Origin of the sequence: Collinsella sp. CLA-ER-H8, assembly GCF_040092335.1 — a bacterium.
In the GTDB taxonomy this organism is placed as follows: domain Bacteria; phylum Actinomycetota; class Coriobacteriia; order Coriobacteriales; family Coriobacteriaceae; genus Collinsella.
In genome coordinates, this window is sequence record NZ_JBBNLU010000008.1 from 14,627 (window position 1) to 29,948 (window position 15,322).

Genomic DNA, 15,322 nt, shown 5'->3' on the forward strand with positions numbered 1-15,322 from the left:
GTGGCGGTAACAATCAGGCAGTGCAACAAACCGACAAAAGAGCAGCTAGCGGCTTCCGTGATCCTGACGGGCGCCTCGGCGTTGCGTATGATTCGAGCCGAGCGCCGGCAGATGGGCTACATCGGCTGGAAGGACCTTGAGCCCGAGGAGGAGCACCGCGTGCTGTGCACGTCATCGCCTTCGACCGAGGATATCTATCTTCCCGACCTGGTTCGAATTGGAGCCAAAAGCGGCGAGGTGCAAGAAGATCTGTGCTTGCTGGTGGGATCTGCGGCGCAGCGCCGCCGCATGCCTGGCGTGGGCTGGTCCGTGTGTTCCGGGTTGCCTGCCGGCTCGATTCTAGAGGTGGAACCGGGGGTGTACAGCCTATCACCCGAGGCCCTTTGTGTTGCCGTCGCCCGCGAGGTCGGCTGTATCCAGGCGTTTGCCCTGGCCCAGGAACTGTGTTCCAAGATTTCACTGAGCGATCGCGGGAAGTATCTACCTCCCTATACCTCGCCTGTTGCGAATAGACTTGCAAAGGACAAGGACCAACCGGCAGACGTGGGCTACTTTGAAGTCGAGCCGGTGCTGACGCCCGATCGCCTGGCAGATTACCTTGCGGCATGCAAGGGGAATGTGGCCAAACAGCTGCTGAGCCTGTGTCCCTACCTGTCGGAAAACCTGCTCTCGCCCATGGAGTGCATCATGCTCGCTCTGTTTTCGCTTCCGTTTTCCTATGGCGGATTTGCCTGCGGTCCCTTTAAGACCGACTACAAGATCGAGTTCGATGACCGCGCGCAGGCAATCTCGGGGATGCCGCATGCAGTTTGCGATGCGTATCAGGAAGAAGCCCGGTTTGACCTGGAATACAACGGTGAGCTGGGCCATTCCTCCCGGAGGGGGCGTATCCATGATGAAAAACGCAACACGGGCTTGATTACTATGGGAATCGAGGTCGCGACGGTCAACAACGAAATGCTCTGCGACATGGAAGCGATGGAAGCGCTCGCATGGCGCATCCACCAGCGCATGGGTAAGCGATATCGCAACCGTGTTGACGCTCGCAGAAAGAAACAAGAGGCGCTATTTAACACGCTGCGGGCGTGTTTTGGGCTTAAACCCGCCTAACAATGCTCTGAAACAGGGGGTTGGATATATGCGCTGGCCAAAATATAGCAAATATGAGTACTGCTACAAATTCAGTAACAGCAAAATCAGGGATTTTGGGACTGGAAGATGGCGTAAATTAGAAAGATATTAAACAAATGTGGAATATCCTGGCATCAATCTGACGTTATAGAGCGCGAAAACTGCTTGCAGAGGCAAAAAACTCCTGCTACTAAATTGGTAACAGTACTCATATTTGCTATTTTTTGGCCACGGCACCCTGAGACGGGTGCCCCGGAGCTCCCCGTAGGGGAGCTCCGGGCTTCATGGGGGCACGAATAGTCCGCTCCGACCTGCAAAATCTGTGCTCACGGTGCGAATGACGCCCCTAACCTTAAACTTTAGCTTGAACTTAGCTATAATGCGCTACGTTCCTGCCAGGCTGTGGTTGCGGACGGACGAAATGTCCATCCTAGTCCAAGACAGACGCGGTCAAAGGGATCCACGTAAGCGACCGCGTGCGCGCGGCGCGATCATGGCGCGTCCTAGATGTAAGCCGCACCGTCCGTTCTACTTTCTTTGGGGCAATACCGCCTCGCGGGCGAGCGGGCCAGTCGTGAAGGTGGCTATGGCCTCCCGAGCAAACGCCCCGGTGCGCAAGTGTGGGGTCAAATACCAGGTCAGCTGGTGGGAACAACCCGTTATTCCGCGCAATGCACGGATTGTATACGACACAGAAGGCAGGGTAGTGGACATGGTGAGGGGCAGCTTGATGCACGCGGCTCGGTTAGGCGCTGGGACCGCGGCGGTCATTGCCGTATTGGGCTTGAGCGGATGCGCGTTCAATCCGCTGTCCACGTTCACGACGCCCACGATTGACCAGATCGAGCGCGAGACCGTTACCCCTACAGTGTCGGACGATGCCCTGGTCACTCCCGGCACCCTGACGGTTGCCCTCGATACCTCCGATGCTCCGCAGGCCATGCAGGGCGCCGATGGCAACCTCACGGGCTACGCGGTCGACGCTGCCCGCGCCCTTGCAAGTCGCATGGGCCTCAAGGTTGCCTTCGTCGATGCGTCTTCTGCCGATTCCGCGCTTGGCGACAAAAAGGCCGACATCTTCATTGGTGACATCAATTCCACGGATGGTGACATCAGCACGCTTGGTACTTGCCTGTACGACGCTGCGGCAGTGTTCGGAAAGACGAGCGACGGCGAGTCGCTGAGCGTTTCCACCGAAACGCTTAACGCCGCTACCCTGGGCGTTCAGACCTCTTCGGCCTCGCAGGAAGCGCTCGCCAAGCAGAGCATCACGGCCAACCAAAAGACCTTCTCCAACATCAACGAGTGCTTTGAGGCGCTCGAGTCCGGCGAGATCGACTACGTGATTTGCGATTCCACGGCCGGCGGCTACCTTGCGCGCCTGATGAGCCAGATCTCTTACGTCGGCGCGCTCGAGACACCCTCGACGCTCGGCGTCGCGGGCCTCGCGGCCAACGATGAGCTATGCCGTGCCGTGAGCGATGCCCTCGACGGTATCACGGTCGATGGCACGCTCGAGGCGGTCCACTCCGTCTGGTACGGCACGATGCCCTATGACCTCACCACCAAGACGGTCTCGGGCGCCGACGTGCAGTCGACCGATACCGGATCTAGTGAGTCCGCATCCTCCGATTCGAGCAGCGATGGTGCAACCTCCGAGGATAAATCGTCCAGCCAGGAGGGCACCATCACCGACGACGACATTAACAAGCTCAATAGCTAGTTATTGCCAGGGGTGGGGTCTCCTATGCGCTAGGAGAGACGCCTCTTCACGGTTTCAACACGCACTGCCGGGTTTTCCCAACAGGGGAGCCCGGCATTTTCATCCCAATAAAACCAGCAGGTCAAAGCCAATTTTCGGGACCAAAAACAAAGTCGCCGTTGCTCTCCCATAGCGCACTTTGCCACAGAAAAGTGCGAGACTTCGGTATGCGGTATCAAGCAATCGTTATTCGGGTCTTTGGGAATCCGCGTGATTAAATGCACGGCAATGGGTACATAGCCAGTACAGTAAGTCCCCGAGGCAGATTGGAGCCACGTATGGATATCAAGGTTTCTGGACGCAAGACGACGGTAACCGATGCTCTGCGTGCGCATGTGGATGAGAAGATCGGCGAGGCGCTCAAGGTTTTCGATATCGAGCCCATGACGGTCGACGTTGTACTTCGCTATGAGAAGAACCCCTCGAACCCCAACCCGGCGATCGTCGAGGTTACGGTTCGTGCCCGCGGTTCGGTGATTCGCGTTGCCGAGCACGGTGCAGATATGTACGCCGCCATCGACCTCTCCGCCGATAAGGTCACCCGCCAGCTGCGCAAGTTCAAGACCAAGGTCGTGGACAACCGCCAGGGCGGTGCCAGCGCAGCGGATGTCGCACCGGTCGAGCGCGTCGAGGATCTGGCCGACCTGCTGCTGCCCGAGGAGGAGGACGACCTGCTCGTCCGTGAGAAGGTCATTGATGTCACCCCGATGACTGAGGAGCAGGCGCTGGTGCAGACCGATCTGCTCGGCCACGACTTCTACGTGTTCGAGAACGCGACGACTGGCCTCATCAATGTGGTGTATCACCGTAAGAATGGTGGATATGGCATCATCAAGCCCCGCATCGAAACACTTGACGAGTAAAATACGTTAACTTGCATGAGTTAACGGTTGGCGGCCATCCCATGCGGGTGGCCGCCTTTTTACGTAAGGAGTCGCTTTGATGGACAAGGCTGCATCTACCGGCCATTCTGACCGCTGCCGCATCGTCGTCGATACCTGCTGCGACTTTAGCCCCGAGGTCGCCGCGAACCTCGATGTCGATATCTTGGGCTTCCCCTTTATCATCGATGGCGAGGAGCGCACGGACGATATCTGGTCGAGCATGAGCCCTAAGGAGTTCTACGACCGCATGCGCGCCGGCGCTCGCGTGTCTACCTCCGCCGTGTCGCTCGGTCGCTATATCGAGTTCTTTACCGAGTGTGCCAAGGAGGGCACGCCCACGGTCTACCTGTGCTTTACCTCGGCGCTGTCGTCGAGCTACAACTCCGCGTGCCAGGCGGCGGACGCCGTGCGCGCCGAGTATCCCGATTTTGAGCTGTACGTGGTCGACAACGCTCTGCCCTGTGCGACCGGCGCGCTCTTGGCGCTCGAGGCCGTGCGCCAGCGTTCGGCGGGACTGACCGCCAAGCAGCTGGTCGATTGGGCAAACGAGGCAAAGACCTACGTCCACGGTTACTTTACGCTCGAGAGCTTCGACGCACTGGCTGCTGGTGGCCGCATTCCGCCCGCGGCGGCACAGCTCACGGCAAAGCTCGATGTCAAGCCCGAGCTCTCCTACGACCTTGCCGGCTCGCTGTCGCTGATCGGCGTCAACCGCGGCCGCAAGAAGGCGCTCAAGTCCATCCTCAAGTCGTTCCGCGAGAACTACGTGCCCGACCGCACCATGCCCATCGCCATCATGACGGCCGATGCCGAGAAGGACGGCGACTGGCTCGAAGCCGCCATCCGCAAGGAGGAGGGCTGCGCCGACGTCACGATCATTCGCAGCTCCGTGGGTCCCACCATTGGCTCGCACGTGGGCCCCGGCATGGTGGCCTGCGCGTTTTGGGGCAAGAATCGCGCCGAGAAAGCCTCGCTTTCCGACCGCATCGCGCGCCGCGTGCGAGGCGAGTAGGTAGGCGCTGCGGCTGCAAGTGCCCTCAAGTCACGGCCGAAACGCTGGCACCGAGTATTTTAACCTGGTAACAACACCCAACCCAAAAGGAAAGGTTTCATGGCAAACAAGCTCTCCGTCGCATTCATCGGCACCGGAATCATGGGTGCCCCCATCGCCGGCCACATCCTGGACGCCGGCTACCCCGTCACGGTCAACAACCGCACCAAGTCCAAGGCCGCCGCGCTTATCGAGCGCGGCGCCGTCTGGGCCGATACGCCGGCCGAGGCCGTGGCGAACGCCGATGTCGTCTTTACCATGGTGGGCTATCCCTCCGAGGTCGAGGAGCTCTATCTGGCGGGCAACGGCCTGCTTGCGTGCACCAAGCCGGGCGCGGTCTTGATCGATCTCACCACGAGCTCGCCCGAGCTCGCCCGTGACATTGCCGAGGCCGCCCAGGTTTCTGGTCGCATGGCGTTTGACTGCCCCGTCACCGGCGGCGAGTCGGGTGCTATCGCCGGCACGCTCACGGCTATCGTGGGCGCTACCGAGAACGACATCGCCCCGGTCCGCGACATCCTTGCCACCTTTGCGGCCAACATCTGCTGCTTCGACGGCGCCGGCAAGGGCCAGGCTGCCAAGCTCGCCAATCAGGTGTCGCTGGGCGCCTGCATGGTCGGCATGGCGGACGCCATGGCATTTGCCGAGCTGAGCGGCCTTGACCTGGAGAAGACCCGCCAGATGATCCTGGGCGGTACCGGCAAGTCCGGCGCCATGGAGAGCCTGGCGCCCAAGGCGCTCGACGGCGACTACAAGCCCGGCTTTATGGTCGAGCACTTCATCAAGGACCTGCGTCTGGCGCTCGCCTATGCCGACGACCGCGAGCTTGCGCTGCCCGGCGCCGACGTGGCCTTTACGCTCTACGACATGCTCGACGCCATCGGTGGCGCCAAGCTGGGCACCCAGGCCATCACGGTCCTCTACAAGGAGGAGGCCGACGCCATCGCCGCCGGTCTGGACTGGTCGCAGTATCGTCCCGAAGAGCATGGCGCTCACGAGGAAGGCTGCGGTTGCGGCGAGCATGGCGACGACCACGAGTGCGGTTGTGGCCACCACCATGGCGAGGACCACGAGTGCTGCGGCGGCCACGGCCATGATGACGGCCACGAGTGCTGCTGCGGCCACCATCACGAGGAGTAGCGCCCATGAGCTGGACGTTCGTGGTGCTTGCGCTGGTACTTTTTATCTTTGCGATCTACATCGGGTTTTTGTGCGGACAGTGGGCGTGCGAAAAGCGCGTCATCACCAAGCGCGACTACTGGATCGCCAACTTTGCAGGAGCGGCGGCAGTCGTCCTGCTGACCTGGGTGTTTTCGCTGTTCCCGCTGGTGCAGTTTGCGCCGATCGGCTGGCTCGGCGGCTTTATCGCCGGCCTTAAGATGAGCTTTGGCGAGTCCGTCGGTCCGTGGCGCAAACACGACGAGGTCTTTAACGTCAACAAGGCTCACCGCGCCGCCGCCGACGCGGGCGACGCGGAGGAGCGTCGCCGCGCACGCCGCAATGGCGCGGCCGACCGACAGCTCATCTCGGTCACCGATGACAGCAAGGGTGCTGGCAAGCACGCTAAGAAATAGTAAGAAGAGGTAACTATGGCAGAAAACAAGGAAGAACAGCTCACCGACGAGGAGCTGGCACAGCTTCAGCTGGCAGAGGAGAACGAGAACGCCGTCGACCGCCTGGTCAAGGAGCTCGGCTGCCCCACGCGCCGCATCCGTCAGTTTGCCGCCCGCGTGCTGCACCTGCTTGCCGAGCGCGATCCGCAGCGCGTCGTGCCCTGCGTGCCCGCGCTGATCGAGGCACTCGACCGCCCCGAGGCTCAGACCCGCTGGGAGGCCCTCGATGCCCTGGCGGCGCTCGCCACCACCTGCCCCGAGCAGCTGGGCGATGCCTTTGAGGGTGCCGAGACCGCGCTGTTCGACGAGATTTCCTCCACGCTGCGCTATGCCGCCTTCCGCCTGCTGTGCGTGTGGGGTGCCACGAGCGTCGAGCGTTCGCGCGAGGCTTGGCCCATCCTGGACGAGGCTATCCAGTGCTACCACGGCGACCTTGAGTATCGCGACATGCTCGGTTGCCTGTACGAGTTTGGCCAGGGCGAGATTGACGCCGAGGTCGCCGAGAAGCTCGCGCTGCGCCTTAGGTTCGACGCCGAGAACGGCAAGGGCAGCTATCTCAAGGCCCGTTCGAGCGAGATTTGCGAAATGCTTGTTAAACGTTTTGGCCTGGATCTCTCCAAAAAGAAGAAGCGTGCTAGCGTTAAAAAATCTGACGACGCCGAAAACGAGGAGTAACAGATTATGGCGCACGATGTAGTCCTGATTCCCGGTGACGGTATCGGTCCCGAGATTACGCAGGCCATGCGCCGCGTGGTCGAGGCCACCGGTGTCCAGATCAACTGGAACGTCCAGGAGGCCGGTGCCGGCGTCATGGACGAGTTTGGCACGCCGCTGCCCCAGCACGTGCTCGATGCGGTCGCCGAGACCAAGGTTGCCATCAAGGGTCCCATCACCACGCCGGTCGGCACGGGTTTCCGCAGCGTCAACGTGGCTCTGCGCAAGCATTTTGACCTGTACGCCTGCGTGCGCCCTTGCCTGTCGCAGCCGGGCGACGGCTCTCGTTTCCGCGGTGTCGACCTGGTTATCGTGCGCGAGAACACCGAGGACCTCTACGCCGGCATCGAGTTCGATGAGGGCGCTGCCGAGGTCGAGGAGCTCTCGCAGCTCGTCGAGCGCTCGGGCCAGAAGACCTTCGCCGCTGATTCCGCCATCTCGATCAAGCCCATCTCCATCGCCAAGAGCCGCCGCATTGTGGAGTATGCCTTTGAGTATGCCCGCCGCTGCGGCCGCAAAAAGGTGACGGCCGTGCATAAGGCCAACATCATGAAGGCGACCGATGGCCTGTTCCTGCGCGTGGCGCGCGAGGTGGCCGCCAACTATCCCGATATCGAGTTCAACGACAAGATCGTCGACGCCACCTGCATGGGTCTGGTCCAGAACCCCAACGACTTCGATGTCCTGGTGCTGCCCAACCTGTACGGTGACATCGTGAGCGACCTGTGCGCCGGTCTGGTAGGTGGACTGGGTATGGCTCCGGGTTCCAACATCGGTGCCGACTGCGCCATCTTCGAGGCGACGCACGGCTCCGCGCCCGATATCGCTGGCCAGGATATCGCCAACCCCACGGCCGAGATTCTGTCTGCGGCTATGATGCTCGATCACCTGGGCGAGAACGACGCGGCCAATCGCATTCGCGCCGCCGTTTCTGCCACGCTCGACGAGGGCGAGCAGGTTACCGGCGACGTTCGTCGTGCCCAGACCGGCTCCGTCGAGGGTGCGGTGGGCACGCAGGCTTTTGCCGATGCCGTTATCGCGCACCTGGCCTAAGGTATGCAGACTGCAAACGCCTAAATAGTACTTAAGTGTTTGCGTATAACCTGAGAATCAATACGCCCGGCGCTCTGTCGGGCGTATTCTATTGCGGACTATGTTTCCTAACAAGGAGTAACTGATATGGGTCTGATTCAAAAGAAGGACGAGAAGGACGAGATCGACGGCATCCAGATCATCGAGCGCGGCGAAGGCCCCGACGGTGATGAGGACGAGAAGATCGATCTGGTCGCCGGTACGTCTGCCGAGCACATTGCTGCCGGAACGACGGCCGAGGAGGAGGACGCCCGCCTGGAGGCTCAGATTGCCGCGGATGCCGCTGACGAGAATCTGATGCCCGAGGAGCAAGACGAGGACAACGATATCCTGGGTTCCGACGAAGACGACCATGCATCCAAGCACAAGAAGACGATGATTGCCGCCTTTGTGGTCGCTATCGTGATCGCTGCTGTGGTCGGTTTCTTTATTGGCAATGGCGGCTTTGGCGGCAAGGGCGTCGGCTCGGCGACTCTGACCGAGGATCAGCTCGATTCGACCGTGGCAAGCTACAGCTACAACGGCAAGAAGAGCGACATCACCGCGCGCGAGGCTATCGAGAGCCAGTACAGCCTCGACACCGTCAAGGATAGCGATGGCAACTACACCGCTCCGTCTGCCGACGTTATCCTGTCCTACGTGCGCAACAAGATCCTGCTCGATGCTGCCGCGGACGAGGGCATTACCGTTTCTTCCAAGGAAATGAAGAAGTACGCCGAGGATTCCATCGGCACCTCCGACTACAAGACCATGGCCACGCAGTATGGCGTGTCCAAGGACCAGGCCAAGCAGATCGTCCGCCAGTCCGCGACGCTGCAGAAGCTCTACAAGAAGAAGGTGGGCGATAGCTCCGCAAACATGCCGACCGCCCCGACCGAGCCTGCTGACGGCAACGAGGAGACCGCGAGCAAGGATTACGCCGATTACATCATCAACCTTGCCGGCGACGAGTGGGATAACTCAAAGGGCACTTGGAAGGACGCCGATAGCACCTACGCTAAGGCCTTCGCCGACGATGCCTTTACTGCCGATAGCGCCACCTATAAGCAGGCCATGACCGCCTATTACACCGCCTACCAGCAGTATTCCTCGCAGGCTTCGAGCGCCAGCTCCAAGTGGACCGAGTATGCTAACGGCCTCTACGCCAAGGCCAACATCAGCATCTACGGCCTGTTTGCGTAAAGAGTTGCACGGCTCATCGAGCATCTAGCCGATAGACAGCAAGTAGCCCGCCAGTACGGAAGTCGTTCTGGCGGGCTATTTGCGTTGAGAGCGTGATCGGCAGTTTAATTATGGCTATTCATCTTTAAGTCCAAAAAGGCTATCGGCTTCATCGTCGGATATATATTCCAGCACATCACCTGGTTGGCAGTCGAGTGCCCGGCATATCGCGTCAAGAGTTGAAAAACGTATGGCAGAAACCTTGCCCGTCTTAATGCGTGACATATTGACCTGGGAGATGCCCACACGTTCCGCAAGCTCTTTGGATGAGATCTTGCGTTCGGCGAGCATGCGGTCAAGCCGCAGAATAATCATGGATTCCCCCTAGAGCAACTCGTCATCTTGTTTTTGCAGGATATACCCGTAGCGGAAGATGCTGGCAATCAGGCAAATAATCAGGCCTGCAAAGAGCATGGAGGGCTCGAATAACTGGCCGACGAACGCATCCGTAAAGCTGCCACCAAATCCTGAGAGTATCATTCCCGTGATTACGGCACCAAGAAGCCTCACGGCAACGCCGCCGATAAGGAATAAATGTCCTACTCGACGAAGTGTCTGGTTACATTCAAGGTCAAAGGGCCTGCCTTCCTTTTCAATGTTGAAGAAAAGCCTGCGCACGCTTATTGCGATGGTAAGCGCGAGGCATGTCATCAAGAGGCTCCCTATGGCAGTGTGACCATCGTGTGCGACGAGCATAAGTGGGGCCTGCACATCGGTACCGACGATAGCAAGGCACGGCCCTTCGCCGGCTTGAAGTTCTACGGATTGGAGACACGGGCCTTGGGAGAGGCCAGGCAATATGAGTAGAAGGTCAATCGCAATGACTGCGAGGAGCCCCAGAGCGAGCGCGGTGGTAATGCAGATCGTGGCCCATTTGCAGATGCGAGCGAGCTTCCTCAGTTTGGCTACCGTCTGTTCGCGGCTGATGGTTTCATTCGATATAGATGCGTTTCGATGGACCATAACCCCTCCAATCGGCGTTTGGGATGATACTTGTATCATATCAGAATTAACGATAAACGATAAATAATTACGGATACTGAGTAAGTAATGATTGAAAACGATTAGCGTGAGCTATTAGCTCATTTTGGATGCCGGAGTTTGGCGCGTGGGGGATAAGGACAAATGCCAAAATTTCCTGTGATCGCGCAAGCGCTCCATCGGGTTCCCCTAATTCATCTGGGAAAACAACTGCAAACGATTGCAAGTAACCGGTGAACGGTCGAAAACTACCGTTCACCGATAATCTCAAAACTGGTTCTAACTGGTATTAAGTCAAAAAGACCAATTCACATATCTTCACAATGACCTGCAATTTTTCTACACGCTATTTTTAGCCGCCCTGCGTTGTTTAGACACAGGAAAAGATCCGATTTTTTGCCAAAGCATTTCGAAACGGTTTCAAAACCGCAGGTAGAAGTGTTAACGACCGGTAAACGGTCGATTTATCACCGTGAGCGGTGCAAAAACGTTTTACCGTATGAATCAACGAAAGCGACCTCTTCTGGGGTGATATAGTGACAACAACACGTCACGTGGTTACTACCAGTTTAGAAACCACTGGTCTTCAAAGAACGCTTTCTAAGAAGCTTTAAGGGCGAGTGCCCGCTGGCTTCCGAAAATCATCGGACTCAGATTGTACACACCTTCGGAAGGGAAATTTGAATGGTTGGCTTTATTCTTACCGGTCATGGACAGTTCGCACCCGGCCTTGCAAGCGCTATCGCTATGGTTGCCGGCGACCAGCCTGCTTTTACCGTCGTTCCTTTTGAGGGCGACCAGGCCGCATCCTACGGTGAGGATCTCCGCGCCGCTATTACCGCCATGCGCGAGGAGTGCGATGGCGTGCTTGTCTTTACCGACCTGCTTGGCGGCACCCCGTTCAACCAGTCGATGATGATTGCCCAGGATGTCGACAACGTCGAGGTTCTGACTGGCACCAACCTTCCCATGGTTATTGAGCTTCTGTTCCTCCGCGGCAATGCCACGCTCGCCGAGCTTGGCGAGCAGGCCGTGACCGTTGGCCAGACGGGCATCACCGCCCAGACGGTCGCATCCGTTGCCGGCTCCGAGGAAGAGGATATCTTCGGCGACGAGGACGGCATCTAATGGCCGATTTCGGAGCCAACGTCCTGAGCTCCTCGGTCGCCCTTTTAGGCCTGCTTGTCATCATGGGCTTGATTTACACCATCTGGTCGCAAATCAACATGAAGAAGAAGCAGAAGTACTTCAAGGAGCTGCACACCGAGCTCAAGCCGGGTCAGGAGGTTCTTTTCGCCGGCGGTATCTACGGAACCGTCAAAGGCATCGAAGGCGAGAAGGTCCAGATCAAAGTCCGATCCGGAGCCGTCGTAGATGTTTCGCGTTACGCGATTCAGGAGATCAAGTAACTGTCGTCAGCAAATATCGAAAGGAAGCTGATCAACATGGCAGAACCCAACATTCTTCTTACCCGCATCGATAACCGACTGGTTCATGGTCAGGTTGCAACCCAGTGGAACTCCACCCTGGGCTCCAACCTCATCCTCGTCGCCAACGACGACGTGGCGTCCAACACCATGCGCCAGAACCTCATGAAGATGGCCGCTCCCGCCGGCGTCGCTACGCGTTTCTTCTCCCTGCAGAAGACCATCGACGTCATTGGCAAGGCGAGCCCGCGCCAGAAGATCTTCATCGTGGCCGAAACACCGGAAGACGTGCTTACGCTCGTCAAGGGCGGTGTGCCTATAAAGAAGGTAAACATCGGCAACATGCACATGTCGGAAGGAAAGCGCCAAGTCGCCACCTCCGTCGCAGTTAACGACGAGGATGTCGCTGCGTTTAAAGAGCTGCAGGAATTGGGGGTGGAGTTGGAGATCAGGCGCGTTCCGAGCACGCCTGTTGAGGACACGAGCAAGCTCTTCTCGTAATCCTCGTGATCCACGTTGTCAGGAGTGAAACCCTGACGTTCTGTACGTGATATCCAAAGTGCGTACATTCATTTTGAAAGGAGGAGCAAGATGGAATACTCGATCATCCAGATCGCTCTGGTCTTCGTTGTTACGTTCATCGCGGCAATCGACCAGTTTGATTTCCTCGAGTCTCTCTATCAGCCCATCGTCACCGGCGCCGTCATCGGTCTTATCCTTGGCGACCTCAACACCGGTCTTCTCGTGGGTGGTACCTATCAGCTCATGACGATCGGCAACATGCCGATCGGAGGCGCTCAGCCGCCTAACGCCGTCATCGGCGGCATCATGGCAGCCATTCTCGCTATCGCCACGGGCCTCGAGCCCAACGCGGCAGTCGGCCTCGCTATTCCGTTCGCCCTGCTTGGCCAGCTTGGCGTTACCCTGGTCTTCACGCTTATGTCCCCGCTTATGTCCACGGCCGATAACATGGCTCACAACGCGGACACCAAGGGCATCGAGCGCCTGAACTACTTCGCCATGGCTCTGCTCGGCCTGATCTTCGCTGTCGTCGTCACCCTGTTCTTCATCGCTGGCGCTACCATTGGTCAGACCATCGCTTCCGCCATCCCGACTTGGCTGCAGACCGGTCTGTCCGCTGCAGGCGGCATGATGCGCTTCGTCGGCTTCGCCGTCCTGCTCAAGGTTATGATGAACCGCGATATGTGGGGCTTCTTCCTCATGGGCTTTGGCCTCGCGCTCATCACCGTTGCCAACGATTCGCTGGCAACCCCTGCTCTGCTCATCCTCGCTCTCATCGGCTTCGGCATCGCTTTCTGGGACTTCCAGCAGCAGACCGAGCTGAAGGGTGCAGCTGTTTCTGACGGAGGTGACTTCGAAGATGGCATCTAATGAGTATGTGATCCCGGAGCACTACGAGGATCTCACTCCTGCTCCGCAGCTCGACCAGAAGACCCTCAACAAGATGGCTTGGCGCTCCTGCTTCCTGCAGGCCTCGTTCAACTACGAGCGTATGCAGGCCGCTGGCTGGCTCTACTCCATCATCCCCGGTCTGGAGAAGATCCACACCAACAAGAACGACCTCGCGGCTTCCATGAGCCATAACCTGGAGTTCTTCAACACCCACCCGTTCCTCGTCACCTTTGTTATGGGCATCGTGCTTTCGCTCGAGCAGAACAAGGTTGACATCCCCACGATCCGCGCCGTCCGCGTCGCCGCAATGGGCCCGCTCGGTGGTATCGGTGACGCCCTGTTCTGGCTGACGCTCGTGCCTATCACGGCCGGCATCACCTCCAACATGGCCATCAACGGCAACGCCGCTGCGCCGATCATCTTCCTGGTGATCTTCAACGCCGTTCAGTTCGCTCTGCGCTTCTGGCTCATGAACTGGTCCTACAAGCTTGGCACCAGCGCTATTGACGCTCTGACCGCCAACATGCAGGCCTTCACGCGTGCCGCTTCCATCATGGGCGTCTTCGTCGTCGGTTGCCTGGTCGTCACCATGGGTGGCACCCAGATCAACCTCCAGATCCCCAACGGCACCACCCGCGGCCTCTCCGCTACTACCGTGATTGTCTCCGAGAAGGAGGCCGAGAACTTCACCGGTATGGAGGGCATCGATACCGAGACCGCTGAGGCCGGTACCATCGCCATGACCGATAAGGACGGCAACGCCCTTACCGCTTCCGATGCCGACGGCAACGCTGTCGAGTGCGGCGTCACCGATCTGGGCAACGGCATGGAGTCCGTGACCTACGGCACCGTTACCGAGGATCCGGTCAACTTCTCTGTTGCCGACACCCTCAACACCATCGTCCCGAAGCTCGTCCCGCTTATGCTTACGCTGCTGCTTTACTACATGTTCGCTAAGCACAGCTGGACCCCGACCAAGGGCATTCTCCTGCTCTTCGTCCTTGGCATCCTGGGCGCTGGCCCGCTTGGTCTCTGGCCGAGCATCTGGTAAGGCTCTAGCTTGAGGGGTGTGTCCCTACGCGGCTCACACCCCGACCCCTTAAGCCATGTGTATGTTAAAAGCCGCGCGCTCTTTCGAGCACGCGGCTTTTGTTTTCTTGATGATTCAGGTGTTGCAGACTGATAATGCTTAACACCCTAGGTAGTTAGCCGAATTCGAGCAAAAGGGAGGATAGGATGGCGATCGGAGCGCGTAAGCAACCGCTGTACGATCAGCTGGTCGATATTCTGACCGAAAAGATCGACCATGAATATCGCGCCGGTGACATGATTCCTTCCGAGCGCGAACTTTCGGAGCGCTATGGTCTCTCGCGCACTACGGTACGCCTGGCTCTGCAGGAACTGGAGCGTTTAGGACTGGTGGTTCGGCAGCACGGTCGCGGTACCTTTGTGACCGACCGTTCGGCAAAAGCAACCAATCTTATGCAGTCCTACAGCTTTACCGAGCAGATGCGCGCAATGGGTCGCGACCCCGAGACCACGATTCTCGAGTTTTGCGAGATGGAGGCCGATAAGAATCTGGCCGAGCATATGGGATTGCGTATCGGTGATCGCATTTTTAAGCTTAAGCGCCTTCGTTCTGCCGATAACATGCCCATGATGGTCGAACGCAGCTATCTACCGGTTTCTCAATTTCTGTCCCTAAAGCGACCACTGCTGGAGCGTAAGCCGCTTTACGATGTGATTGAGCAAGACTTTCAGCAAAAGATTCGCGTGGCCGAAGAGGAGTTCTATGCGAGCATAGCCCGTCCCACCGACGCCCACCTTTTGGGAATTGTCGAGGGCTCGCCTGTGCTCGATTTGGTCAGGACTACGTATAACGAGTCAAACGAGGTTGTGGAGTATACACTCTCGGTTGCTCGTGCCGATCAGTTTAAATACAAGGTTTACCACCAGCGTAGCAACTAGTGTCCGCATCGTTTCCATATGATGATTCTTTGCATTTAACTGGTTACTACCAGATAACCAACCGA

Annotated in this window: 17 protein-coding genes; 15 read left to right on the top strand and 2 right to left on the bottom strand. The window is 58.4% G+C overall.

The annotated features are described in order from the left end of the window. The 9 genes from AAAX72_RS06475 to AAAX72_RS06515 all read left to right on the top strand — a co-directional run bounded on the left by AAAX72_RS06475 (window position 1) and on the right by AAAX72_RS06515 (window position 9,429). Window positions 1–1,110: a hypothetical protein gene (locus AAAX72_RS06475; RefSeq protein ID WP_349129633.1), complete on the top strand. Its 1,110-nt coding sequence runs from the start codon at window positions 1–3 to the stop codon at window positions 1,108–1,110. Between the two features lie 733 nt (window positions 1,111–1,843). Then, window positions 1,844–2,854, top strand: a complete 1,011-nt coding sequence (locus AAAX72_RS06480) for a transporter substrate-binding domain-containing protein (RefSeq protein ID WP_349129692.1) — start codon at window positions 1,844–1,846, stop codon at window positions 2,852–2,854. A 317-nt stretch (window positions 2,855–3,171) separates the two neighbouring features. Further along, the gene (raiA, locus tag AAAX72_RS06485) at window positions 3,172–3,756 is read left to right on the top strand and encodes a ribosome-associated translation inhibitor RaiA (RefSeq protein ID WP_035137685.1); all 585 of its coding nucleotides are present in this window, start codon (window positions 3,172–3,174) and stop codon (window positions 3,754–3,756) included. 79 nt (window positions 3,757–3,835) lie between these two features. Further along, window positions 3,836–4,789, top strand: coding sequence for a DegV family protein (locus AAAX72_RS06490; protein WP_055310423.1), 954 nt, complete (start codon window positions 3,836–3,838; stop codon window positions 4,787–4,789). A 99-nt stretch (window positions 4,790–4,888) separates the two neighbouring features. Continuing rightward, the gene (locus tag AAAX72_RS06495; protein ID WP_195621877.1) at window positions 4,889–5,968 is read left to right on the top strand and encodes an NAD(P)-dependent oxidoreductase; all 1,080 of its coding nucleotides are present in this window, start codon (window positions 4,889–4,891) and stop codon (window positions 5,966–5,968) included. Window positions 5,969–5,973: 5 nt separating this feature from the next. Next, on the top strand, window positions 5,974–6,402 hold the full coding sequence (locus AAAX72_RS06500) for a hypothetical protein (protein WP_118206488.1): 429 nt from the start codon (window positions 5,974–5,976) through the stop codon (window positions 6,400–6,402). A gap of 15 nt (window positions 6,403–6,417) precedes the next feature. Continuing rightward, entirely contained in the window at window positions 6,418–7,116 is a 699-nt protein-coding gene (locus AAAX72_RS06505; RefSeq protein ID WP_349129634.1) for a hypothetical protein, read from the top strand. Between the two features lie 6 nt (window positions 7,117–7,122). Continuing rightward, entirely contained in the window at window positions 7,123–8,208 is a 1,086-nt protein-coding gene (locus AAAX72_RS06510; protein WP_349129635.1) for an isocitrate/isopropylmalate family dehydrogenase, read from the top strand. A 126-nt stretch (window positions 8,209–8,334) separates the two neighbouring features. Then, entirely contained in the window at window positions 8,335–9,429 is a 1,095-nt protein-coding gene (locus tag AAAX72_RS06515; RefSeq protein WP_349129637.1) for a hypothetical protein, read from the top strand. Window positions 9,430–9,543: 114 nt separating this feature from the next. On the opposite strand, the gene AAAX72_RS06520 is transcribed toward AAAX72_RS06515, so the two are convergent. Both AAAX72_RS06520 and AAAX72_RS06525 read right to left on the bottom strand, forming a co-directional pair. After that, window positions 9,544–9,759 (bottom strand): helix-turn-helix transcriptional regulator, encoded by a 216-nt coding sequence (locus AAAX72_RS06520; RefSeq protein WP_254179377.1) that lies wholly within the window; start codon window positions 9,757–9,759, stop codon window positions 9,544–9,546. 33 nt (window positions 9,760–9,792) lie between these two features. Further along, complete coding sequence (locus AAAX72_RS06525) at window positions 9,793–10,431, bottom strand: hypothetical protein (RefSeq protein ID WP_349129638.1); 639 nt, start codon at window positions 10,429–10,431, stop codon at window positions 9,793–9,795. Between the two features lie 702 nt (window positions 10,432–11,133). On the opposite strand from AAAX72_RS06525, the gene AAAX72_RS06530 reads away from it, so the two are divergent. The 6 genes from AAAX72_RS06530 to AAAX72_RS06555 all read left to right on the top strand — a co-directional run bounded on the left by AAAX72_RS06530 (window position 11,134) and on the right by AAAX72_RS06555 (window position 15,257). Beyond that, on the top strand, window positions 11,134–11,577 hold the full coding sequence (locus AAAX72_RS06530; protein WP_055310428.1) for a PTS fructose transporter subunit IIA: 444 nt from the start codon (window positions 11,134–11,136) through the stop codon (window positions 11,575–11,577). Further along, the gene (gene yajC, locus AAAX72_RS06535) at window positions 11,577–11,858 is read left to right on the top strand and encodes a preprotein translocase subunit YajC (RefSeq protein ID WP_022094612.1); all 282 of its coding nucleotides are present in this window, start codon (window positions 11,577–11,579) and stop codon (window positions 11,856–11,858) included. Before AAAX72_RS06530 ends, yajC begins: the two co-directional genes overlap by 1 nt. 36 nt (window positions 11,859–11,894) lie before the next feature. Further along, the gene (gene agaV, locus AAAX72_RS06540; RefSeq protein WP_022094611.1) at window positions 11,895–12,377 is read left to right on the top strand and encodes a PTS N-acetylgalactosamine transporter subunit IIB; all 483 of its coding nucleotides are present in this window, start codon (window positions 11,895–11,897) and stop codon (window positions 12,375–12,377) included. 90 nt (window positions 12,378–12,467) lie between these two features. After that, the gene (locus AAAX72_RS06545; RefSeq protein ID WP_022094610.1) at window positions 12,468–13,268 is read left to right on the top strand and encodes a PTS sugar transporter subunit IIC; all 801 of its coding nucleotides are present in this window, start codon (window positions 12,468–12,470) and stop codon (window positions 13,266–13,268) included. Continuing rightward, window positions 13,258–14,340 carry a PTS system mannose/fructose/sorbose family transporter subunit IID gene (locus AAAX72_RS06550; RefSeq protein ID WP_138374505.1) on the top strand — a complete coding sequence of 361 codons (1,083 nt, stop codon included), beginning with the start codon at window positions 13,258–13,260 and terminating at the stop codon, window positions 14,338–14,340. Before AAAX72_RS06545 ends, AAAX72_RS06550 begins: the two co-directional genes overlap by 11 nt. Before the next feature lie 185 nt (window positions 14,341–14,525). Beyond that, a complete protein-coding gene (locus AAAX72_RS06555) occupies window positions 14,526–15,257 on the top strand; it encodes a GntR family transcriptional regulator (protein ID WP_349129639.1) in 732 nt (243 codons plus the stop codon). Window positions 15,258–15,322 lie beyond the last annotated feature (65 nt).